Genomic DNA, 21,328 nt, shown 5'->3' on the forward strand with positions numbered 1-21,328 from the left:
AAGTTATTAAATAATATTAATTATAATGACCGAGCCCACTATTATGAATATATTTTATGGCTATATAATAAAGGCGAAGAATTTTTGAAGTTTATAACTGCGGTTGAAATTATAGCCTTGTTTACATTGTTTGTGAAATATAATTCATTCGTGAATTGATAAGTCTTTCTTATAACTTCATATTATATGTTACGGGAGTTCTGTGATGGGTATGACGCCAGCTATGTTTAATAAAATGAAGAATCACTTTCCTGAAAACTTTAATTCGATAATTGAGTTAGGGTGCCAGCAGTTTTATTCATTAAACTCGGCAGAGATAATTGATGAAGAATTAAAGAATTATCAGGATGGTGATTTTACAAAATCTATGTATGAAAACCTAGGTTTAAAATATGATTCTGTGGATGTTTATGATGGGACAATATTTTGCGATTTTAATAGTCAGATGCTCGAGTTATCTCATCAGTATGATGTGGTAACTAATCTTGGAACTAGTGAACATGTTTTTAATCAATATAATGTTTTTGCGTCAATACATAACATTACAAAGAAAAATGGATTAATGATTCATTGTTTGCCTATGAAGCATTCCCCACATGGACTTTTTACATATAATGTTGATTTTTTCATTTCACTTTGTTTTTCAAACAACTATGAAGTCGTTGAGTTAGTATTTGGTTGGAGAGGTACTGATGGTGAGTATACATTTGGCTCATTGTCAGACGTCGTTGAGCATCAGACAACTGAACAATATGCTTTCCTAGTGGCTAGAAAATGTCTGGAAGATAAATTTGTTTCTCCGCAGCAGATAATATATAACCCTTTGATTTCTATTGATAAAGTGATAGCGTTGTGCTCTGATGACATCTATTTGTTGAGCCAAGTTGTTCAATATCCTTTCACGGATAATGTTCTAAATCATACGCTCATCTTCGATGAGGTAAGCAATAGTTATTCTGAAGTACTTCTATATGGTGCTGGTCATATCGGACAGGCCATTTTAAAATTTTCCAAGCACAGGAAAAAAATTAATATTATTGTTGATGAACACTCGCATGCTATGAATGACTTCAAGGTTAACACGTTGGGGGATTTAGATGCTATTAATTCACCAGTCTATATAGCATCGGATTTCTATCGAGAGGAAATTAGACGTGCTTTATTGATGAAATTTGATGGGAGAGTTGTTTTTTTAAACTGATAAATAGCTATAGATATTATAAGTTATTTTATTACTTTCCTTTTGTTTTTAGTCTCCAATTTTTTATGAATTACTCTTTAAATTTATCCTTTGATTCTTCCTTGACGAACCAGTTCGAGCTAGTGTATTGATTTTTAGAGATTCCTATATGTTATAGATTGTTCATTTTTTGAAAAAAAGGTATTAATCGCATCAGTTATTATTTAAGGCTGGGAATTTTATTCGACGTATTGTTAACACAGGGTTGTGGGGGCGGCGTGAACATTGTTGTTTTTGATTTCAATAAGAGTGTCGGTGGTGCGGAGACATTTAACTGTAGATTTATTGACTATCTTGTTGGATTAGGTGATTCCGTTGCCGTAGTTGGATACGAGGACTCTGCACTTTTTGGGCTATTGGATAACAAGAGTGTAAAGATAAAAAAGTATATCATTCCAGAAATGGATGATTTCTTTGTTTCTATTTCAAATCAATCGTATCTGGGGGCACTTGGACAGAAAATTATTGATGATTTTTTTGGGGAAGATATATATGTTCTCGCTTCATATTTTGAAGTTTTGCATAGGGCTATGCATGTCTTCAATGGAAATAAAAGAGTTCATATATTGACTGGGATGTTGCATCCAGAAGCTTGGAGTATCTGGGAGCCAGGGATTGGATTTAACGCATCTCGTGCATTCAAACCAAAGTTAATTAATGAAACTTGGCACTACCAGCGCCAATTATTATTAAAGTTGGATCGAGCACATGCAATCTGGTATCCCAATGACATATATCGTAAATATAATTCTGAGTATTTTTCTGTTCCACTTAATCATCACTCATCTGCCACTGTTCCTGTTGAGCCCGTAACACAAAAGATACGGTACAATATTTCTGCTCCAGAAGAGTTTATGAAGGTGCTCTGGCTCGGGAGATTTGACTTTTTCAAGAATGAAAGCATCTTGAGTTTTATTGACAGCTTGAATGTTGTTCTTAACAATAAACCTCAGCTGCATATACTTTTTGATTTGATAGGATATGGATATGCTCTCTATGAGGATGAAGTTGAATCATATAAAAAGCTTGCGCATGAACGCCTTGAAATTCGTATCTTAGGAAAGAGAAATGAATCTGATATATACAGCCTAATTGAATCTGAAAAATATCATTTCGGTGTTGCAATGGGCTCCTCAGCATATCATCTTGCAATGATCGGATTACCTGTGATTGCCATAGACTCTTGTGTTAAAGGATACCGTCGTCTAGTGAAAGGGGTGTGGCTTGATGAAGCTTCAGACGAGTTTGATGAAGGCTCAAGTCTTTATCTCTCGCTAATTGGGGAGTCTTCCCCACAGCGAAATGATATTCATGTTATGCTTGAAGATGTATTCCAATATGGTTTTCTCGAAAATAAATCAAGAAGCTGCTGCAACTATGTTGAACAGTTTCATAATATTGACGTTATTTTGCCGAAAATCAGAGGTTTTTTACTTGAAAGTTCATTTTCAGAGAAATTTACGTATCGATTTAAACGAAATTTGCCAGATGAGTTTTACTATCGATTTGGAAGAAAAAGAAATATTAAAATAGCCATTTTTGGCACTGGCTCTGGCGCAAAAAAATTCTATGGAAAACTTCATTCTGACCTTGTTTTTTCTGACAGGGAAATAAAGGTGAAGTGTTTTTTTGATAATGACGATAGTAAATTCGGTGCTATATTTTGTAATGCCCCAATAGAAAAATTTACACTGGAGGCCACCAATGAACTTGATGTGGTTATTATTGCTTCTGATTACTGGCCCGAGATTAAAGCACAGATGATTTCATGTGGTTTAACACGTTCAAAAATATTAAGAGCATACTAACTTGCATAAAAAGATAGCAATCATTCAATCTAATTATATTCCTTGGATAGGCTACTTTGATATTATAAACAGGGTGGACGAATTTATATTTCTTGATTCTGTCCAGTATACAACAAGAGATTGGCGTAACCGCAATAGGATTATGACCACACAGGGTGCTGTATGGTTAACAATACCCGTATGTCATGTTGATAGAAATCAGAAAATATCATCCACAAAAGTTGTCGATAATCTATGGTGTCAGAAGCATTTTGCTATAATTAAAGAGCGATACAAAAAGGCGCTTTTTTTTGATAGATATATAGATGAAATTAAATCATGGTATGAAGATGCACGTGAATTTGAGTATATCTCTGATATAAATATCATGTTTATTAAAAAAATCATGCATTTATTAGGGATCACCACCCCCATCTTTACGGATAGTCATTACTTGAATGGAGGGGGATTTAGCGATGCAACGGAAAGACTGATCGTCATTGCTGAAAGAGCTGATGCAAGTATTTATTTTTCTGGGCCGGCGGCAAAAAATTATTTAGATATCGGGCGCTTTGAAGAAAGGGGTATCGGTGTTGCCTGGATGGAATATCCTGAATATGCTCGCTATCCCCAGAACGGACCTGGTTTTGATTGCCGCGTCAGTATTATCGATGCTTTATTATGTGCTGGCGGTGATTTTGTTCATAGCGAACTAAATTATTAGTAGGAGAACTCATGGCTAAATATGGTTTCTATGATCGACTGTCATCGGAGTTTCCATCACAGGTCATTGTAGATATTGCTGAAATTTGTAATTTAAGATGCATACATTGTCCACACCCTCAATTTAAAGAGTCTGAACATTATTCCGCAAGATTGTTAGACCCTGAACTAAACAAGAAGCTGATCGATGATATAAGAGACAATAGCGACGGACATTGCCAGTATATACGATATACCAGCAATGGTGAGCCACTTATGCATCCTCATGCACATGAAATGATCCAGTATGCTGTCGAGCATAGTGGCACGTTTGTCACGTTAACCACTAATGGTACAGTTCTTAATGAGAAAAAACTAAAACAGTTATTAGAAAGTGGCCTTCATATGATTGATGTCAGCATTGATGCCTTTAACGATGAGACTTATGCGAAGATTCGTGGCGGGCGTCTTGAGCAAGTGCGACGTAATATAATTAGAATGATCGAACATATCAAGACAGGGCAATACAGAACTCGTATTGTTGTGAGTTTTATTCGTCAGGCAGGAAATGAAGATGAGGTAGATGATTTTTCTCTTTTTTGGAAAAATCAGGGAGCTGATGAAGTGCTGATCAGGAATTTACATTCGGCGGCAGGTATGTTGGCTCAAGGGGAAGCTCATTCCCATGAGTCAAGGCGCCCATGCTTATATCCATGGGAGCGTTTGACCCTGGATCCAAAAGGTGAGCTTTCTTTTTGCCCGACAGATTGGGCGTATGCATCCAGTTTCATTGATTACAGGAAGACAACGCTAAAAACTGCTTGGCAGGGAGCATTTTTAAACGAACTGCGAGAGGCTCATCTTAATAACGATTTCAAATGCCATACTTTTTGTGGGCAATGTCCTGATTGGAGACTGACAACATGGCCTGATTCAGGAAGAAGTTATGCAAATCTTGTCAGTGACATTAAGGTTATTATGAAATGAAATCATATCGCAGTTGGATACCATATAATCGCCCCAATAATATTGGCCATATCACTGAAAGTGATGGAGAATGTTTAGGTATCGGTGTTAATAAAAAAAAATGTGAGGAACTATTACAAGATATATATAATGCAAGGCGAGTTTTTTTAACGCCATCCTGTAGTGCATCTTTGGAGATGGCAGCTTTAGCGATGGATTTGCAGCCAGGGGATGAGGTAATACTGCCAAGCTTTACATTTGTTACCTCTGCAAGTGCTTTTGCCTTAAGGGGCGCAAAATTAGTATTTGTCGATATCAGGCCAGACACTTTGAATATAAATGAGCAGCTTATTGAAGAGGCTATTACAGTTAGAACGAAAGCCGTAGTGGTTGTTCACTATGCCGGTGTTGCATCAGAAATGTCTTCTATAGTCGATATATGCAATCGCTATAATCTTGTATTGGTTGAAGATGCTGCACAAAGTATCATGTCAACATATAAAGGACGGCCACTTGGTTCAATTGGTCAATTTGGCTGCGTCAGCTTTCATCATACTAAAAATATTCATGCCGGTGGTGAGGGCGGGGCTTTTTTAGTAAACGAAGATAAGTACCATGGTATATGTGAAATCATTCAGGAGAAAGGAACTGATCGTTCAAGGTTTTTGCGTGGAGAGGTTGATAGATATACATGGCAAATTTTATCATCTAGTTATGTAATGTCAGAGGTTCAAGCTGTAGTCTTGTTGCAGCAATTACAAAACGCGAGAGAAATTACGAATGCTAGATTAAAAAAATGGCTTTTTTATCATACATGTTTATCTGAGTTGGCTAATGCTGGAGTGCTCACACTTCCTGCCGTTCCGGCACATGTTGAGCATAATGCTCATATATATCATATAAGAACAAGATCCCCTGACGAACAACAGGGATTATTTAAATTCATGCGCAATCTTAATGTGGAAGTTACCTCACACTTTGTACCTCTGCATTCTAGTCCGGCTGGTATTCGATATGGTAGATTTCATGGCGATGATATAAATACCACAGCGGTTTCTAGAATGCTGTTACGTTTACCTTTACATGCAAGCCTGACTGAGTCGGAGCAAGTATTCATTATTGATGCGGTCAGACACTTTTTTGTAGTCAATAATTAAAGCTAATCATAAATTTAAATGAATTAGATGCATTTTATTAATGATCTTATAAATATTCATAAGCTATAATATTTGTAATATACATATGGATATTGGCACTCAGTAAGATAATGATTTCACCTTAGCGTATAACCAAAAGCAATTTTTAACAGGTATGTCGTATGAAATATTTTGTAACTGGTGCAGCGGGATTTATCGGTGCGAAGGTGTGCGAACTACTGTGCTTGAAAGGGTATCAGGTTATAGGTATTGATAACCTAAATGATTACTATGAGGTATCTCTTAAATTAAGTAGACTTGAACAGTTAACTCCATTTTCTAACTTCAAGTTTGTAAAAATGGATGTCTCTGATAGAAAATCTATCCTGACTCTCTTTTCCAAAGAGAAGTTTGACAGAGTAATTCATCTTGCCGCTCAAGCCGGTGTTCGCCATTCAATGGAATCTCCCTTTTCTTATATTGATAGCAACGTAGACGGATTTTTGACAATTCTGGAAGGTTGTCGTCATCATCATATTGAGCATCTTGTTTATGCATCTTCTAGCTCCGTATATGGAATGAATGAGGAAATGCCATTTAGAGTGAGTGAACCCACTGACCATCCTATTTCGTTATATGCAGCGACAAAAAAAATGAATGAGCTGATGGCGCACACATATTCTCATTTGTATGGTATCCCAACCACAGGATTGCGTTTTTTCACAGTTTATGGCCCGTGGGGACGGCCGGATATGGCATTATTTAAATTTACTAAATGTATGCTGTCTGGACAGCCAATAGATGTATATAACAATGGTCTGTTAAGCCGAGATTTCACATATATAGATGACATTGCTGAAGGTGTGATCCGGGTAGCGGACGTGATACCGGTTGAAAATTCTGCCTGGCGTTGCGCAACTGGTTCTCCAGCTGATAGCAGTGCCCCTTATCGTGTATTTAACATTGGTAATGGTAGGCCGATTAAAATAGTTGATTTTATTCAATCTCTCGAGCAAGCGCTGGGGGTTAAAGCTATAAAAAATATGATGCCCATGCAGTCGGGTGATGTTTATGCGACATGGGCGGATACTGAGGATTTATTTGCTACTATTTCATATCGCCCATCAATGAAGATAGAACAGGGCATACAGAATTTTGTTGAATGGTATCGCTCTTATTATCAATTTTTGGATGTGAAGGTTCAATAATGAAAATTGCCGTTGTCGGTATAGGTTACGTAGGTTTGTCTAATGCAATATTGTTAGCTCAGAACCATCATGTTGTTGCATTTGATGTTAATCCAGAAAAAGTGTCCATGATTAACAGGCGACAATCTCCAATTATTGATTCTGATATCGATCTGTTCTTTAAACAACGGACTTTGGATCTTACCGCAACCTTGAATAAATCAACCGCTTACCAACATGCTGACTATATTATAATTGCGACGCCCACTAATTATGATCCTGATACAAATTGCTTTGATACTGCGTCGGTAGAGTCAGTTATTTTTGATATTATGGAAATTAATCCTGAGGCAGTAATTGTAATCAAGTCTACTGTTCCTGTTGGTTTTACCTCTAAAATGCGGATGACTCATAATTACGAGAATATTTTCTTTTCCCCCGAGTTTTTACGTGAAGGGAGAGCATTATATGATAACCTTTATCCATCACGTGTTATAGTCGGGGCAACAAGTGAATATGCACGAACATTTTCTAGACTTATGATTGATGGGGCAATAGAAAAAAATGTGCCAGTCATTTTTACTGAAAGTACGGAAGCAGAGGCTGTAAAATTATTTGCTAACACATATCTGGCGATGCGAATCGCATTTTTTAATGAGTTGGATACATATGCCCAAAAAAATAATCTAGAAACAAAGGATATTATTGATGGTGTTTGCCTGGACCCTCGTATTGGCCACTATTACAACAATCCATCTTTTGGTTATGGAGGTTATTGTCTGCCAAAAGACACCAAGCAGCTTCTGGCAAATTTCAACCAAGTGCCCAGCAACCTGATTAGAGCTATTGTTGATGCTAATACAACGAGAAAAGATTTTATTGCCGATACAGTTATCGCGACTAATCCTAAACGAGTAGGTATTTATCGACTAGTTATGAAGGCTGGTTCGGATAATTTTAGAGCATCGGCAATACAGGGAGTCATGAAAAGAATCAAGGCGAAGGGTATTGAGGTTGTTGTTTATGAGCCATCCTTAATGGAACCTTATTTCTTTAGGTCAAAAGTCATCACTGAAGTATCCGTATTTAAAGGTATGTGTGACATTATACTTGCCAACCGAATGAGTCCTGATTTAGCCGATGTGATTGATAAGGTCTATACACGAGACATTTTTGGCTACGACTAAAGCAGACTGCATATTTTCAATTGCTGTGCTTTTGTCAAACCAGGAAAGAGTGGCAAGGTCATTGCGCCTGCGTAAAATTGCTCAGTAGAGGGCAGGGTAGTATGAGTCCACTTTTGATACCAAGGTTGTTTGTAAATAGGTATATAGTGCACGTTGGCGCCGATATCCTGTGCACGTACTTTTTGGAAGAGCGCACAGCGTTGTTCAGGGGCTACATGGTGAACATAGAGATGGAAGGCACTACGCCGCTCGGTGTTGAAATGACGAGGTAGCTGGTGTGGTGCCAGTCTTTCGAAGTAGTACTGGGCAATCTCGTTACGCGTGTGAATCCATGTCTCCAGATTGGCCATCTGGCTCAACCCCAGCGCAGCCTGAATGTCGGTCATGCGGTAGTTGAAGCCGAGCATCTGCTGCTCATAGTACCAAGGGCCGTCCGGCTCATTGATAAAGTCTTCCGGTTCACGGGTGATGCCATGGCTGCGGAGCATGCGCATCATCTTGGCAAGCGCAGGGTCGTTGGTCATGGCCATGCCACCCTCGCCAGTGGTGATGATCTTCACCGGGTGGAAGCTGAATACTGTGATGTCGCTATAGCGGCCATTGCCGGTAGGCTCACCATGATAACGGGCACCAAGGGCGTGGCAGGCATCTTCGATGATCTTGAAACCGTACTTTTGTCCCAGGCGGTGGATCTCCTGCATGTCGCAGGGGAGGCCGGCAAAGTGCACCGGTATGACTACTTTGGGTAGCTTTCCTTCCGCCTTGGCTGCAATCAGCTTCCTCTCCAGCTCCAAAGCGCACATGTTACCGGTATCTGGTTCAATATCGACAAAATCGACTTGTGCACCGCAGTAGAGAGCACAGTTGGCGGATGCAACAAAGCTGATGGGGGATGTCCAGACCCAGTCGCCGGGGCCAACGCCAAGTGCCAGACAGGCTACATGGAGTGCTGCGGTACCTGAATTGACTGCCACCCCGAATTTGGCTCCACAGTAATCGGCTACTGCTTGCTCGAAGCGGGGGACTACGGGTCCCTGGGTCAGGAAGTCGGACTTGAGAACGTCCACAACAGCATCGATATCTGCCTGGCTGATGGATTGGCGGCCATAAGGGATCATTCAGTTCTCCCCTTTTGGTTCATTTTCAAAAGCTGTTCAATGGTAAAAAAGTGAGGGTTGCTGCGAGAGTTATATTCGAAGCCCTGTTCTACCATTTTTCCTTTTTCGCCCGCCGCTGTTTTGGAGAAATCGTTGTTGCGATTATTGAAGTTGATGGTTGGGCCAATCACGAAGAAGTCATCAAACTCGAAGGTGTGATAAGAGTCATCGGCAGGACACATCACTTCATGGAGCTTCTCTCCCGGGCGAATGCCGATGATCTTGTGTGGCAGGTGCGGTGCCATGGCACTGGCGAGCTCCGTAATTCGGACGGATGGCAACTTGGGAACAAATATTTCCCCCCCCTTCATCCGCCCAAAATTGTCCAGAACGAAATCCACCCCTTGTTGCAAGGTAATCCAGAAGCGCGTCATCTCCTCATGGGTGATGGGTAACGCATCTGCTCCCTGGTCAATCAGCTTTTGGAAGAAGGGGACGACAGAGCCGCGAGAACCGACCACGTTACCGTAGCGGACTACGGCAAAACGGGTGGGATCCTGCCCCGCGATGTTGTTTGCTGCCACGAAGAGTTTGTCTGATGCCAGTTTGGTGGCGCCGTAGAGATTGATCGGGTTGGCGGCTTTGTCAGTGGAGAGGGCAATAACTTTTTTAACCTGATTGAGCAAGGCAGCCTGGATGACGTTTTCTGCACCATGGATATTGGTTTTAATGCACTCCATGGGGTTGTATTCAGCGGCGGGCACTTGCTTGAGTGCGGCTGCATGAACCACGTAATCCACTCCACGCATTGCCATGGTGAGCCGGTTGGCGTCTCTTACATCACCGATAAAATAGCGCATGCAGGGGTCGTTAAACTCTTGCTGCATCTCGAACTGTTTCAGTTCGTCACGAGAATAGATGATAAGGCGTTTGGGTTTATAACGTTCCAGTACTGTCTTGACCAATCGTTGGCCAAACGAGCCGGTGCCACCTGTGATCAGTAGCGTTTTATCGTTGAACATTGTGGGCATCTCGTCATAAAAACAGTAGATGAATCATATGCTAGCAAATAAAGTACCAGTTTTTTTGGCAAAGAGTGTGATCCATTCACACAAAAACAGTTCTAAAGATTTGGTTGCCACCCAGAACACTTCAGGTCGATCCTCATCATTAGTGATGTATCAAGATGTGCTGGTGCTTTGCGAGCTTAGCTGGATAGCTCGGCAAATCTGCTCCACCGCATTGAGGGCTCTTGGGGTGAATCGGTGTAGTTCATCCGAGTTGATCAAATCGAGTCGCTGGTGCTGCACCGCATCGAGATTGGGCCACTTTTGCCAGTGATTCAGGGCGTCAGGATCTTGACTCCCCGCCAGGATCAGCGCGGGGTTCGCTTTGATCACCTGTTCCATGTCCACTTGAGGGTAGGGGGTCTTGGCATTTGCCATGACGTTGACCCCGCCGCAGAGTTCGATGGCCTGAGCCGGCCAGGCATTGCCACTGACGCTGGTGAGCGGTGGGTACCAGAGCTGGTAGAACACCTTGACGCCGGTTGATTGTCCATAATGCTGTTGCAGCTCATGCAGGCGCGCCAGATAGCGATCGGCGGCCTCGTTGGCACTCTTTTCCACACCCAGCAATTTGCCCAGGGCCCGCATCTCGGTGGCCAGCGAGGCAAAATCGGTAGGCTCAGAGTAGAAAACCGGGATCCCGATCTGTGCCAGTGGGGCCAGCATCCGTGATTGAGCCGAGCGCCAGCCGAGGATGAGATCCGGCTTTTGCGCCAGCAGCGCCTCGACATTGATGCTGCGATAATTGGCCACCTTGGGCTTGGTTTTCACCTCGGCGGGATAGTCTGAGGCATCGTCGATGGCAACCAGCTTGTCGCCGGCGCCAATCTCGTAGAGCAATTCGGTCAGGTGAGGAACAACACTCACCACCCGGGTTGGCGTGGCGGCCTGTAGGACACCGGGCAACCAGGCAACCAGCACGCAGGGCAGCCAGACAGCCAAGCGCAACCATCTAACCATGAAATAACCCCGCCACAGTGACAAGCAGCGCCAGTATCAACCAGCCCCAGACGCACCCTTGCAGAATGTTGAGCACCTTGCGCGGAGTCTCGCTATCTGGCTCAGCACCTGTGCCGATGACTGGCCAGCGCTGGAGAGCCCCCTGATAGTAGCGAGGGCCACCAAGGCGGATCCGGCACTTGTCTACCAGCAGGGTGAGCAGCATCCCCATGGCGGGATAGGGCCAGAGCGCGCCACTTCGCAGCAACTGCGCTGCCTGCTTGAGACGGCTTGCCAGCAGTGGCAGCCCCAGCAACAAAATGACGGGGGCATTGAGCCCCTGATAGAGGGTGCTGGCGGCGCGACCAAAATGGTCGAAGGCGGGATCTTTGCGACTCCAGCTCAGGTTCATCAGCTGCACCAGCCGCCAGAGCAGGGCACCCTGTACGCCAGCCAGGGCAAATCCCAGCAGCGGGCCAGCCCATTGGCCCACCAGGCGCAGGGCGCAGCTCTCCGTCACTGCTTTGGCGAGCCCCATGGTCGAGAGTTTACTGGTCTCCCGCTTGAGCCAGGGAGCCACCTGCAATCTCGCCAGCGGCAGTGTCTCCTGGGTGGTGAGAGAGTGAGTGGCATGGGCGAGTTCGCGCAGTGGACGGGATTCGAGCATCAGCAGCATGAACAGCAGGTCGAAGATCGGTTCGCTCAATGCCAGATTGCGCAACGACCAGAGCCCGGTGGCGCAGGGGAGCCAGACTACCAGCATTGCCAGCAGGCCGGCCTGCATTTGCTGGCCGGGTGAACCATCGGGTCTGTGTACCTTGTGCCCCAGCCGGGTCAGCAGGGGCGTGACGGCCGAAAGACGCAGATGGGATGGCCACGGGATCACCGCCTCCAGCAGGGCTGCCCCCACCAGAATGGCCGCCATCGTAGAAAGGAGGGCGTCGGCCATCAAATCAAGCGAGCCGGTCTCGATCACAGCTTGCCGAGCATCTTGATGATCACTTCGGCGGAGTGCTTGCCAGCCACTTCGATGAAGGCATCGAAGGATTCAACCTGTTCCTTGCCGGCGATATCAGACATGGCGCGTACCACCAGATAGGGCACTTTGAACATGTGGCACACCTGACCGATGGCGGCACCTTCCATCTCGACCGCCAGCATCTGCGGGAAGTCGGCGCGAGCCTTGGCGATGGCGTCCGGTTTGCACATGAACTGATCGCCGGTGCAGATAAGGCCGACCTTGGTCTGGTGCTTGCCCTGCTCGGCGATGCAATCCTGAGCGACCGCGATGAGTTTCTCGTCGCAGGGGAAGGCGGCGGGTTGCTGCGCCATCTGGCCCATCTCGTAACCAAAGGCGGTCACGTCCACATCGTGGAAACGCATCTCGCTGGCAATCACCACATCACCGATGTGCAGGTCCTGGGCAAAGCCGCCGGCAGAGCCGGTATTGATGACGCAGTCGGGGGCAAATTTTTCCAGCAGCAGGCTGGTGGCCACGCTGGCGGCGACCTTACCGATACCGGAGCGGGTCAGGATCACCTCTTTGCCTGCCAGCTCCCCTTGATAGAACTCGCAGCCGCCCAGTTGCAGGGTGGTGGGGTTGCTCATCTGGCTGCGCAGCAGGGCTACTTCTTGCTCCATGGCGCCGATAATACCTACTTTCATTGCTGACCTCGTCTTGATAGCCGTGTGGCTGAATTTAAGTTGCTGTAGATCATAACAAAAGATGGCGTCGGCGCCGAGAGGCACAAGCGAAAGGAGAGATGAAACGCGGCGATCCATATGGAAGCGCCGCAGGTGACAAAAAGCATTGATGAGGAGGGGAGAAGGCCTTTAGCCGAGCGCGGTATCGAGGGTCATCATCAGGGCAAAGCCTGCCATCAGGCCAAGGGTGGCATAGGTCTGGTGACCGTTGCGATGAGTCTCCGGAATTACCTCGTGCGAGACCACAAACAGCATGGCGCCGGCGGCGAGCCCAAGTCCGATGGGGTAGGCGATGGCAAGGCCGCTGGAGAGCCCCACCCCGAGCAGGGCGCCAATCGGTTCGAGCAGGCCGCTGGCGATGGCGACCAGCACGGCGACAGAGGGGCGAAAACCGGCGGCGCACATGGCCAGCGCCACCGCCAGTCCTTCGGGAATATCCTGCAGTGCGATGGCGGTTGTGAGCGGCAGCCCCACCGACATATCCCCCTGCGAGAAGCTGACCCCGATGGCCATCCCCTCCGGCAGGTTGTGCAGGGCGATGGCAAAGACGAACAGCCAGACCCGGGAGCAGCTCTCATGGCCGGGGCCGCAGGGGCCGGTTTTGTCATGCTCGTGCGGGGTGAACTGGTCCAGTCCCAGCATCAACAGCACCCCGAGGGTCATGCCGACTACCACTACGGCGGCGGCACTAAAGCCGTTGCCGGTGATCCCCTCGGCAGCCTCCAGCCCCGGCAGCAGCAGGGAGAAGGCGCTGGCCGCCAGCATCATGCCGGCGGCAAAGCCGAGCATGGTGTCCTCCACTTTTTGCGGTACCGAGCGTAGAAACAGAGCGGGCAGGGCGCCGATGGCGGTGGCGGCAAACCCGGCAGCACCACCGACAAGGCCGTAGCGCACGCCGCTGGTCACCTCGCCGGTAGCGAGCATGATGAGACTCTGCAACAGCAGTAACAAGACGGCAGCCAGCGCGATAAAGAGACCGAGGGCAGTGAGCGGGCGGCTTTGCATCTGGCTACGCAGTTGCTGTGACCAGGATAACGGAGGAAGAGCTGAGAGATGGTCCATGGCATGACCTCGAGTGTGCAAAGTGGATGGTGGCATTACATCTACTTGGCCGCCCCTTGTCCATGCCTGCAAGGCGATTGCCGCTATCTGAAAATCTGGAAAGAGTTTATCCAGGCAACCACATGGGAACTCTTATCGGTAGCCAAAGGCGGGGGGCAAGAGGGGTTGTCTGCAAATGGCTGAAGTGGATGTTGAGAGGCCAGTGGGGATGCATCGCGAACTCTTTTAAATCAGCTGTAGATGTCTGCCTTGGTGTTCGGATAACAGATACAAGAAAACCGGCTTGCGCCGGTTTTGTTATCTGTCTGCTCGAAGGCTGGCTTATTTCGCCAGGGACTCCGGCAGCTCTTCACGGATCTTGCCGAGCATCTCTTTCAGGACACGCGGGTTGGCAACCACGATGTTGCCGGAGTTTTCGTAGTTGTGACCACCTACGAAGTCGGTGACGATGGCGCCAGCTTCTTTGGCCAGCAGTTCACCGGCAGCGGTGTCCCAGGGCTTGAGGCCGATTTCCCAGAAACCGTCGACGCGACCGGCAGCCACGTAGGCCAGATCCAGTGCGGCAGAGCCGGAACGACGGATGTCGGCACATTCGATGAACATGCTCTGGAACATCTTCAGGTAAGGCTCGATGTGATGCTTCTGCTTGAACGGGAAACCGGTCGCCAGCACGGTGCCAGCCAGCTCTTTGGCTTTGCCGACACGAATGCGGTAGCCGTTCAGCTGGGCGCCGCTACCACGGGTAGCAGTAAACAGCTCGTCACGGATGGGATCGTAAACAACGGCTTGTTCAGTCTTGCCCTTGACACGCAGGGCGATGGAGACGGCAAAGTGCGGAATGCCTTTGACCAGGTTGGTCGTGCCATCCAGTGGGTCAATGATCCATTGATAGTCCGGATTGGTACCGGCAATCTCACCAGACTCTTCAGCAACAATGCTGTGCTCAGGGTAAGATTTTTTGATGGTGTGAATGATGGCCGCTTCGGCTTCACGGTCAACGTTGGTCACGAAGTCATTGCTGCCTTTTTGGATAGCCTCAATGTTCTCAGGCTGGGAGAAGGCTTTTACTACAACTTGACCGGCGTTGCGCGCAGCGCGCACGGCGATATTCAGCATCGGATGCATAGGTTCACCACTGGATGTTAAAGAACGGGGGATAAAAGGACGCGGTATGATACCAGTATTTTGTGCGATGGCAACTGTTATCCCCCTACGACCAATTGATTACCACTGCCAGATTTGACGGCTCCAATATAGACCAGATCTGCGCTAGTCTTATCCCAGCAGCCGGATACAGGCTGTCATGAGCATAGGGATGTGAACCATGAATTTGTCATTAGTGAGTCAGAACGTGTCAGCGGCCAGCGAGGGACTGTTGGCCATCTTGCGGTCATCACCCGAGTATGGTGATCACTTTGCCCACATCACCGTGACCCCACTGGCCCAGTGGCAACCGGCCAAGACGGAGGCGGCGATCCTGCTGATCGACGGCGATGCGCCCTGGCAGGATGCCGGATTTACCCGGGGAGAGGATGAGACGATCGGTTTGCCGGTCTTGCCGTTGCTGATCCGCAAGGGAGACAAGGAGCTGACGGTCTGTGGGCCGGATGTGCGTGACCCCCGTTTCTATTTTGTCTCAAACGGCATCGTGCTGGATGAGTCTGAGCTGGCCGAGCCTGCCTGCAGCCGGGTGCTGCTGCGCAAACTGGAGTCTTACTTCCCGTTGCTTTCCCGCCTGATCATGCTGCGCCAGCGCAAGCCGGTCGCCGTGATTAACTAATATCTACCATTGCCAGAGCGCACTAGCGGCGCACCGTAGCCTTGTTTGGCCAGCGGTGCGTCGCTTTTTAATGGTCTGGAGCCGGTCACTTGTTGCAAGATGAGGCGGCTATGGTGTTGCACCCTGTTCCAACCGTGCAATCTGGCTATGACCAACAAGGAGTGAATCATGATCGACTTTTACACCGCCGCGACCCCCAATGGTTTCAAAGTGGCGATCGCCCTCGAAGAGCTGGGTTTGCCCTATCGGGTCATTCCTCTCGATCTCTCTGCACTGGATCAGAAGAAGCCCGAGTTTCTCGCCATCAACCCAAATGGCCGTATTCCGGCTATCGTCGATCGGGATAATGACGATTTTGCCGTATTCGAGTCGGGGGCCATCCTCATCTATCTGGCGGAGAAAGCAGGCAAGTTGCTGCCCGCTGATCCCAAACGCCGCTCTCAGGCCATCCAGTGGCTGATGTTCCAGATGGGCGGGGTAGGACCCATGATGGGGCAGGCCAATGTCTTCTACCGCTATTTCCCCGAGAAGATCCCCGCCGCCATCGAACGTTACCAGAAGGAGGGGCGCCGTCTGTTCGAGGTGCTCGATAGCCATCTGGCCCACCAAGAATATCTGGCGGACGAGTACAGCATCGCCGATATCGCCACCTGGCCCTGGGTGCGTATTTATGACTGGAGCGGCATCTCCATCGAGGGGTTACCCCATCTGCAAGCCTGGATGGATTGCATGGCAGAGAAACCTGCCTGCCAGAAGGGGATCACCATACCGCCGCGCAAGGAGCAGCCCGATGAGCTGATCAAGCAGGCGCAGCAGATGGTAACACGTTGATTTTTAACTGCGGACGGGGCGAAACGCCCCGTAATATTAGAAAAACTAAGGCAAGCCGATTATAAAGATTCGTTCGTTTTTTGTGAGCTGAATCACTATGATGCCCCCATACCACCAAGCGTCCTGTGCGGTGGCTTGGCGGGCTCCCCGCCTACTGTTTCCAACACTGTTTTTGATTGCATCACAGCCTCTGTGATCAGATTCCTCTGGGCCATTTTGTGCCAGAGGGGCGGCAGCATTTTTTCGATTTTTTGGGACTGATATGGATCGGCACAGTTTTTATCCGTTGTTTTTACTGACCATTCTGATGGTCGCTGTGGGCCAGATGACCCAGACCCTTTATGTTCCCTCCATTCCCATGATGGCGGGGGACTTCAATGTGGCCTCGGGCCAGTTACAGGCGGTGATGGCCTGTTACCTGATCCCCTATGGCCTCTCCCAGTTTGTCTACGGGCCGCTGTCGGATCGAATCGGTCGTCGTCCGGTGCTGATCGTCGGCATGATGGTATTTCTGGTAGGCACCCTGATCATTCAGGTCATCCCTCATTTTGCCGCCCTGCTGGTGGGCAGCTTTATTCAGGGGCTGGGTACCGGTGCCGGTGGCGCCATGAGCCGTACCGTGATGCGCGATCGCTACAATGGCGCCGAGCTCAACCGCGCCAACAGTCTGGTCAGCATGGGGGTGATCTTCTCCCCGCTGCTGGCCCCGGTGCTGGGTGGCTGGCTGACCGAGCTGTTCAACTGGCGCGCCGGTTACTGGTTCCTGTTCGGTTTTGGTGCCGTAGCCACTCTGGCGATCATGGCCTGGTTTGGTGAGACGCTGCCTGCTGCTGCTCGTCAGCCGCTGCGCGTCGGTGCTGCCTATCGTCATGTGCTGGGCAACCCCAAGTTTCAGGGCAACCTGCTTTGCCTGATGGCGACCTTTGCCGGTTTGGCAGTGTTCGAGGCTGCGGCCGGTGTGCTGCTGGGCGATGTGCTGAAACTGAGCGCCCGTACCGTGAGCGTGCTGTTCGTGCTGCCGCTGCCCGGCTATCTGTTCGGGGCCTGGCTCTCTGCCAAGCTGAGCTTCCGTTTGACTCAGGGCAAACTGATGCGTCTGGGGATCGCCTTTCTGGCGCTCGGCTCCCTCATCATTCTGGTGCCGGGGCTGTTCGGGGTGGTGAGTGCCGCCTCGCTGGTCGGTGGTGCGGCTGTCTACTTCATCGGTAGCGGTATTCTCTACCCGACTGCCACCTCCTGCGCCATCGAGCCCTTCCCGGGTCAAGCCGGCACCGCGGGAGCCATTCTCGGCGGGATGCAGAATCTGGGGGCGGGCGTGGTGACCCTGCTGGCGGCCGGTTTCCCGATGACCGGGCAGGTGACTCTGGGGGCCATCATGACCCTGATGGTGCTGATCGTGGCGCTGAGCTTTGTCTGGTTACGCCACCATGGTTCGCCCCACGAGCAGATGGCAATTTGATCAGCCGCTCTCTTTGCATCTGGAGCAAGCCCACCCTCAGCGGTGGGCTTTGTTTTATCCGAAGAACGGGCTGGGAGACAGCATTAGCTTGATGTAGTGATCGATGTTGTGAGGTTAACTTCAGTGTCTAGTCCTGAAATAGGTTTACACATTTTCAACTTCAACTCGCATTTCTCTACTCAGAACCCCCTATGTACCGCATCGGGGGTTCTGTATTTCAATGCATGATGCGGCCGCTCCTCGTTGTAAATATCTACTGCTTCACGCACCATTTCCCGCGCGTGCGTCAAATCCTGCGGGCTTTGCAGCAATAACTCTCCTTTCAAAATCCCGTTCACCCGCTCCGCCAACGCATTCTGATAACAGTCATACCCATCCGTCATCGAGCATTTCACCCCGTACCGTTCATGTAGTGACTGATACAGCCCAGAGCAATACTGCACGCCGCGGTCCGAGTGATGGATGAGTTCACCGCCGCCACGCCGTTGCTTCAGTGCTTTCTTGAACGCCATCGCAACCGACTCCGCGTGCATTCCTTCGTGTACGTGGTGGCCTACTATCTTGCGTGAGTACGCATCCGTCACCAGGCTCAGGTACAGCGGCCCGCTCCTGGCTGGCAGATAGGTGATATCAGCGACCCAGACCTGCTCCGGGGCCACCGGCGTGACCTGCTCTGGCCCCGCCTTGAGCAAGTTGGGATGACGGTAGAAACGGTGAAAACTGTGGGTGGTCTTGTGATACGCCCGCCTGGGCAGCACCAGCAGGCGGTGCTCGGCCAATATCCGAAACAGCCTGTCACGCCCGACTTTGAGCCCGCCATCATCCTGACCCTGGAGCAGATAATGCAGCTTGCGAGTGCCCACCCGAGGTTGTCGCAGTCGAACCTGACGCACGAAGCGCACCACCTGCAGCCCTTGAGCATGGCGCTCGTCGGCGACCCGATTGCGCTTGTAGTAAGCCTGCCGGCTTATCCCCAGAAACAGGCAAGCCCTGACAATGGTCAGCCTCTCGACTTGCCGCTGCGAGAGGACTTGCCGGGTCGCTTTTTTACGATGGAGACGCCGTAGTCATTCTTCAGCACATCGACGACGGCCTCAAAGAACTGGGCCTTCTGACTCATCAGCGCCAGCTGTTGCTCGAGTTCCTTGATGCGCTGTTCGGGCGTCTGGTTGTCGTGGTCAGGCATGGTGATGCTCCTGCCGGCACGCACAGAAGCCCCCTGGCTCCAATCTTGCCGACCATGTTTACGCAACCATACCAGAACGGTGGAGCGGCCCTGAATGCCATAACGCACCTGAGCCTGTTTGTAGGTGAGCTCGCCTTTTTCAATCTGCTCGACCAGTGCCAGTTTAAAAGTCAGCGAGTAATCGCGCTGTGTCCGTTTCACACCTTGCCCCATCGGGTTCTCCATTTATTGGGGGGAAAGGTGTAAACCATATTCAGGACGGGACAACAGATACAAAAAAGGAGGCCTGAGCCGCCTTAATATACCCAATAAAAACAACAACCTAGAATCAAATCAATGAGTTGGGGACTACAAGGGGTGACGCTTAGTCACCCCAGATGACCCTGTTTGGGGCAATTTGTGGACACTTTGTCATATGGTGGGCAGCGGATTTTCCAGCGGGTTGAAGCGCACAGCATCGCTCAGGTAGTCCGGTGCGAAGTGGGCATAGCTCATGGTCTGCTGAATGTTGTGATGACCCAAAATTTTTTGCAGCGCGAGGATGTTTCCCCCCGACATCATGAAATGTGATGCAAAAGTGTGCCGAAACACATGCACCGCCTGCCCTGCAGGCAGATCCGGCGCCACTGACTTGATCACCTCACGCACAAACATATAGTCGAGGTCACGGAACAGCGGGCCCCGATTTACCCCATTCGTTATCTCTTTCGTCAGATCGGCCGAGATCGGCACGGTGCGGTTCTTGCCATTCTTGGTATTGATGTAAGTTACCCGATGGGCCCGCACCTCCTCGCGGCGCAGATTGGCCGCTTCACTCCAACGCGCCCCCGTGGCCAGGCAGAGTTTGACCACCTTCAAGTTATCCCCGGATAGCGCGGCCAGCACGTCGCCGATTTCGTCCTGGGTCAGGTAGCCCATCGACCGCTCGACCAGCTTGACCTTCTTCATCTCTTTGAGCGGGTGCTCATGGTGATAATGGCCGAGATCAATGAGCACCGAGAACACCCCGCCCAGCATCTCCTGCTCACGGTTCACTGTCTTGGGCTGGCGGCCGGCGTGCAGTCGCTGCGCCCGATACTCGGAGAACAGCGCCCGGGTCACCTGCCTTGCCAACGGGTGGCGCAACGCGGCATCGATATTGTGGAGTTTCTTGCGCACCGCCTCCCCTGCTTTCAGGGTCTGGCCATGATAGCGCCACCAGAGCTCGATAAGCTCGGAGAGTGGCCGATTGTCTGCCGGACGATCAACCCACTCTTTGTTATGCTCGGTAGCGATCACCCAGCGTTCAAACTGCTGGGCCTCGGACTTGGTCTTGAAGCGCTTGCGGATCCGCTTGCCCTCCCTCCCCTGCGGGCGGATATCGACCAGGTACCCCTCGGGCGTGGACTTGATGCTCATTGCCCCTCCTTGTATAGGAAGGTGCTTACCCACACCCACAGCCCCCACATCGGCAGCGCTCCCAACCAATGCTTTCTCTCACTCATAACCCCTCCAACAATACACTGTGTTTTTATACAGCAAATGATCGCGATTGGCAGTGTTTAGCTGAGGTTGCTCCATACATAGGAGAGCAGGAAATTGGGAAACTTGAGTGGGCTACACACAGAGTTGGCCTGCTCATTGTGGTAATCGGGTTCAACCCGGCAGCAGGGCAAGGCGAAACAACAGGGGATAAAACTATGACAATTCTGCTGGTAGCTACTCAGCTCTTACTAGCGGCTCGCGCCACCAACGATGGAGCGACACCTCTCCTCCTGTGTATGATGGACGTAACGATGAAGGTGGAAGCGTAAATAAGTAGTGTAGGCATGGGCGGCGGGACCTACTTTACCCAATAACCCAATACCCAGCTGACATACCGAGAGTGCCCATCATCCCGTGTGATGCGGGTGATGGGGACATCACCAAAGCACAAAGTGATGGATCTACAACTGCTCAAGACATTCCTGCTCTAGAGCCTTTCCATCAACTACCTGGGCATATCCGATCTACTAAATT

The 21,328-nt window shown here is 49.3% G+C and carries 19 protein-coding genes; 10 read left to right on the forward strand and 9 right to left on the reverse strand.

The genetic code is table 11. The features are described from left to right. The first annotated feature begins 202 nt into the window (after nucleotides 1-202). From G5182_RS07175 to G5182_RS07205, 7 genes are all read left to right on the forward strand, one after another. Nucleotides 203-1,201 (forward strand): hypothetical protein, encoded by a 999-nt coding sequence (locus G5182_RS07175; RefSeq protein ID WP_227340778.1) that lies wholly within the window; start codon nucleotides 203-205, stop codon nucleotides 1,199-1,201. A gap of 257 nt (nucleotides 1,202-1,458) precedes the next feature. Next, nucleotides 1,459-3,048, forward strand: a complete 1,590-nt coding sequence (locus G5182_RS07180; RefSeq protein WP_227340777.1) for a hypothetical protein — start codon at nucleotides 1,459-1,461, stop codon at nucleotides 3,046-3,048. A gap of 1 nt (nucleotide 3,049) precedes the next feature. Further along, nucleotides 3,050-3,751 carry a WbqC family protein gene (locus tag G5182_RS07185; protein ID WP_129503725.1) on the forward strand — a complete coding sequence of 234 codons (702 nt, stop codon included), beginning with the start codon at nucleotides 3,050-3,052 and terminating at the stop codon, nucleotides 3,749-3,751. A gap of 11 nt (nucleotides 3,752-3,762) precedes the next feature. Then, complete coding sequence (locus G5182_RS07190; RefSeq protein WP_216953974.1) at nucleotides 3,763-4,716, forward strand: radical SAM/SPASM domain-containing protein; 954 nt, start codon at nucleotides 3,763-3,765, stop codon at nucleotides 4,714-4,716. Beyond that, nucleotides 4,713-5,852 (forward strand): dTDP-4-amino-4,6-dideoxygalactose transaminase, encoded by a 1,140-nt coding sequence (rffA, locus tag G5182_RS07195; protein ID WP_227340776.1) that lies wholly within the window; start codon nucleotides 4,713-4,715, stop codon nucleotides 5,850-5,852. The genes G5182_RS07190 and rffA overlap by 4 nt, the downstream gene beginning before the upstream one ends. Before the next feature lie 161 nt (nucleotides 5,853-6,013). Continuing rightward, nucleotides 6,014-7,039 (forward strand): NAD-dependent epimerase, encoded by a 1,026-nt coding sequence (locus G5182_RS07200; protein WP_216953972.1) that lies wholly within the window; start codon nucleotides 6,014-6,016, stop codon nucleotides 7,037-7,039. Then, nucleotides 7,039-8,205 carry a nucleotide sugar dehydrogenase gene (locus G5182_RS07205; protein ID WP_216953971.1) on the forward strand — a complete coding sequence of 389 codons (1,167 nt, stop codon included), beginning with the start codon at nucleotides 7,039-7,041 and terminating at the stop codon, nucleotides 8,203-8,205. Before G5182_RS07200 ends, G5182_RS07205 begins: the two co-directional genes overlap by 1 nt. On the opposite strand, the gene pseC is transcribed toward G5182_RS07205, so the two are convergent. The 7 genes from pseC to suhB all read right to left on the reverse strand — a co-directional run bounded on the left by pseC (nucleotide 8,202) and on the right by suhB (nucleotide 15,199). Continuing rightward, a complete protein-coding gene (gene pseC / locus G5182_RS07210; RefSeq protein ID WP_227340775.1) occupies nucleotides 8,202-9,323 on the reverse strand; it encodes a UDP-4-amino-4,6-dideoxy-N-acetyl-beta-L-altrosamine transaminase in 1,122 nt (373 codons plus the stop codon). The two genes, G5182_RS07205 and pseC, sit on opposite strands and share 4 nt — an antisense overlap. After that, the gene (pseB, locus tag G5182_RS07215; protein ID WP_227340774.1) at nucleotides 9,320-10,324 is read right to left on the reverse strand and encodes a UDP-N-acetylglucosamine 4,6-dehydratase (inverting); all 1,005 of its coding nucleotides are present in this window, start codon (nucleotides 10,322-10,324) and stop codon (nucleotides 9,320-9,322) included. The genes pseC and pseB overlap by 4 nt, the downstream gene beginning before the upstream one ends. 159 nt (nucleotides 10,325-10,483) lie before the next feature. Next, on the reverse strand, nucleotides 10,484-11,329 hold the full coding sequence (locus tag G5182_RS07220) for a cobalamin-binding protein (protein ID WP_227340773.1): 846 nt from the start codon (nucleotides 11,327-11,329) through the stop codon (nucleotides 10,484-10,486). Continuing rightward, complete coding sequence (locus G5182_RS07225; protein WP_227340772.1) at nucleotides 11,322-12,284, reverse strand: cobalamin biosynthesis protein CobD/CbiB; 963 nt, start codon at nucleotides 12,282-12,284, stop codon at nucleotides 11,322-11,324. Before G5182_RS07225 ends, G5182_RS07220 begins: the two co-directional genes overlap by 8 nt. Next, the gene (mtnN, locus tag G5182_RS07230) at nucleotides 12,281-12,973 is read right to left on the reverse strand and encodes a 5'-methylthioadenosine/S-adenosylhomocysteine nucleosidase (RefSeq protein WP_021230869.1); all 693 of its coding nucleotides are present in this window, start codon (nucleotides 12,971-12,973) and stop codon (nucleotides 12,281-12,283) included. Before mtnN ends, G5182_RS07225 begins: the two co-directional genes overlap by 4 nt. A gap of 168 nt (nucleotides 12,974-13,141) precedes the next feature. Beyond that, entirely contained in the window at nucleotides 13,142-14,074 is a 933-nt protein-coding gene (locus G5182_RS07235) for a ZIP family metal transporter (RefSeq protein WP_103251745.1), read from the reverse strand. Nucleotides 14,075-14,395: 321 nt separating this feature from the next. Further along, nucleotides 14,396-15,199: an inositol-1-monophosphatase gene (gene suhB / locus G5182_RS07240; RefSeq protein ID WP_021230872.1), complete on the reverse strand. Its 804-nt coding sequence runs from the start codon at nucleotides 15,197-15,199 to the stop codon at nucleotides 14,396-14,398. A 199-nt stretch (nucleotides 15,200-15,398) separates the two neighbouring features. On the opposite strand from suhB, the gene G5182_RS07245 reads away from it, so the two are divergent. The 3 genes from G5182_RS07245 (at nucleotide 15,399) to emrD (ending at nucleotide 18,144) form a co-directional block, all read left to right on the forward strand. Continuing rightward, the gene (locus G5182_RS07245; protein ID WP_227340771.1) at nucleotides 15,399-15,854 is read left to right on the forward strand and encodes a hypothetical protein; all 456 of its coding nucleotides are present in this window, start codon (nucleotides 15,399-15,401) and stop codon (nucleotides 15,852-15,854) included. Nucleotides 15,855-16,022: 168 nt separating this feature from the next. Beyond that, nucleotides 16,023-16,685: a glutathione S-transferase family protein gene (locus G5182_RS07250; protein WP_227340770.1), complete on the forward strand. Its 663-nt coding sequence runs from the start codon at nucleotides 16,023-16,025 to the stop codon at nucleotides 16,683-16,685. A 262-nt stretch (nucleotides 16,686-16,947) separates the two neighbouring features. Then, a complete protein-coding gene (gene emrD / locus G5182_RS07255) occupies nucleotides 16,948-18,144 on the forward strand; it encodes a multidrug efflux MFS transporter EmrD (protein WP_005333920.1) in 1,197 nt (398 codons plus the stop codon). A 179-nt stretch (nucleotides 18,145-18,323) separates the two neighbouring features. Here the strand turns inward: emrD and G5182_RS07260 are convergent. Further along, a protein-coding gene (locus tag G5182_RS07260) for an IS3 family transposase (protein ID WP_227340769.1) occupies nucleotides 18,324-19,543 on the reverse strand; the annotation gives its coding sequence in 2 pieces (ribosomal slippage) (nucleotides 18,324-19,195 and nucleotides 19,195-19,543; 1,221 coding nt in all). 198 nt (nucleotides 19,544-19,741) lie between these two features. Beyond that, nucleotides 19,742-20,728, reverse strand: a complete 987-nt coding sequence (locus G5182_RS07265; RefSeq protein WP_421254270.1) for a phage integrase — start codon at nucleotides 20,726-20,728, stop codon at nucleotides 19,742-19,744. Between the last annotated feature and the right edge of the window lie 600 nt (nucleotides 20,729-21,328).

The organism is Aeromonas sp. 600948, from assembly GCF_049174875.1.
Lineage (GTDB): Bacteria > Pseudomonadota > Gammaproteobacteria > Enterobacterales > Aeromonadaceae > Aeromonas > Aeromonas veronii_A.

Coding starts and splice junctions, on each gene's coding strand:
- G5182_RS07250 (WP_227340770.1), top strand. CDS start 16,023: ATGATCGACTTTTACACCGCCGCGACCCCCAATGGTTTCAAAGTGGCG.
- pseC (WP_227340775.1), bottom strand. CDS start 9,323: ATGATCCCTTATGGCCGCCAATCCATCAGCCAGGCAGATATCGATGCT.
- rffA (WP_227340776.1), top strand. CDS start 4,713: ATGAAATCATATCGCAGTTGGATACCATATAATCGCCCCAATAATATT.
- G5182_RS07220 (WP_227340773.1), bottom strand. CDS start 11,329: ATGGTTAGATGGTTGCGCTTGGCTGTCTGGCTGCCCTGCGTGCTGGTT.
- G5182_RS07200 (WP_216953972.1), top strand. CDS start 6,014: ATGAAATATTTTGTAACTGGTGCAGCGGGATTTATCGGTGCGAAGGTG.
- suhB (WP_021230872.1), bottom strand. CDS start 15,199: ATGCATCCGATGCTGAATATCGCCGTGCGCGCTGCGCGCAACGCCGGT.
- G5182_RS07235 (WP_103251745.1), bottom strand. CDS start 14,074: ATGGACCATCTCTCAGCTCTTCCTCCGTTATCCTGGTCACAGCAACTG.
- mtnN (WP_021230869.1), bottom strand. CDS start 12,973: ATGAAAGTAGGTATTATCGGCGCCATGGAGCAAGAAGTAGCCCTGCTG.
- G5182_RS07205 (WP_216953971.1), top strand. CDS start 7,039: ATGAAAATTGCCGTTGTCGGTATAGGTTACGTAGGTTTGTCTAATGCA.
- G5182_RS07265 (WP_421254270.1), bottom strand. CDS start 20,728: ATGAGCATCAAGTCCACGCCCGAGGGGTACCTGGTCGATATCCGCCCG.
- G5182_RS07190 (WP_216953974.1), top strand. CDS start 3,763: ATGGCTAAATATGGTTTCTATGATCGACTGTCATCGGAGTTTCCATCA.
- pseB (WP_227340774.1), bottom strand. CDS start 10,324: ATGTTCAACGATAAAACGCTACTGATCACAGGTGGCACCGGCTCGTTT.
- G5182_RS07245 (WP_227340771.1), top strand. CDS start 15,399: ATGAATTTGTCATTAGTGAGTCAGAACGTGTCAGCGGCCAGCGAGGGA.
- emrD (WP_005333920.1), top strand. CDS start 16,948: ATGGATCGGCACAGTTTTTATCCGTTGTTTTTACTGACCATTCTGATG.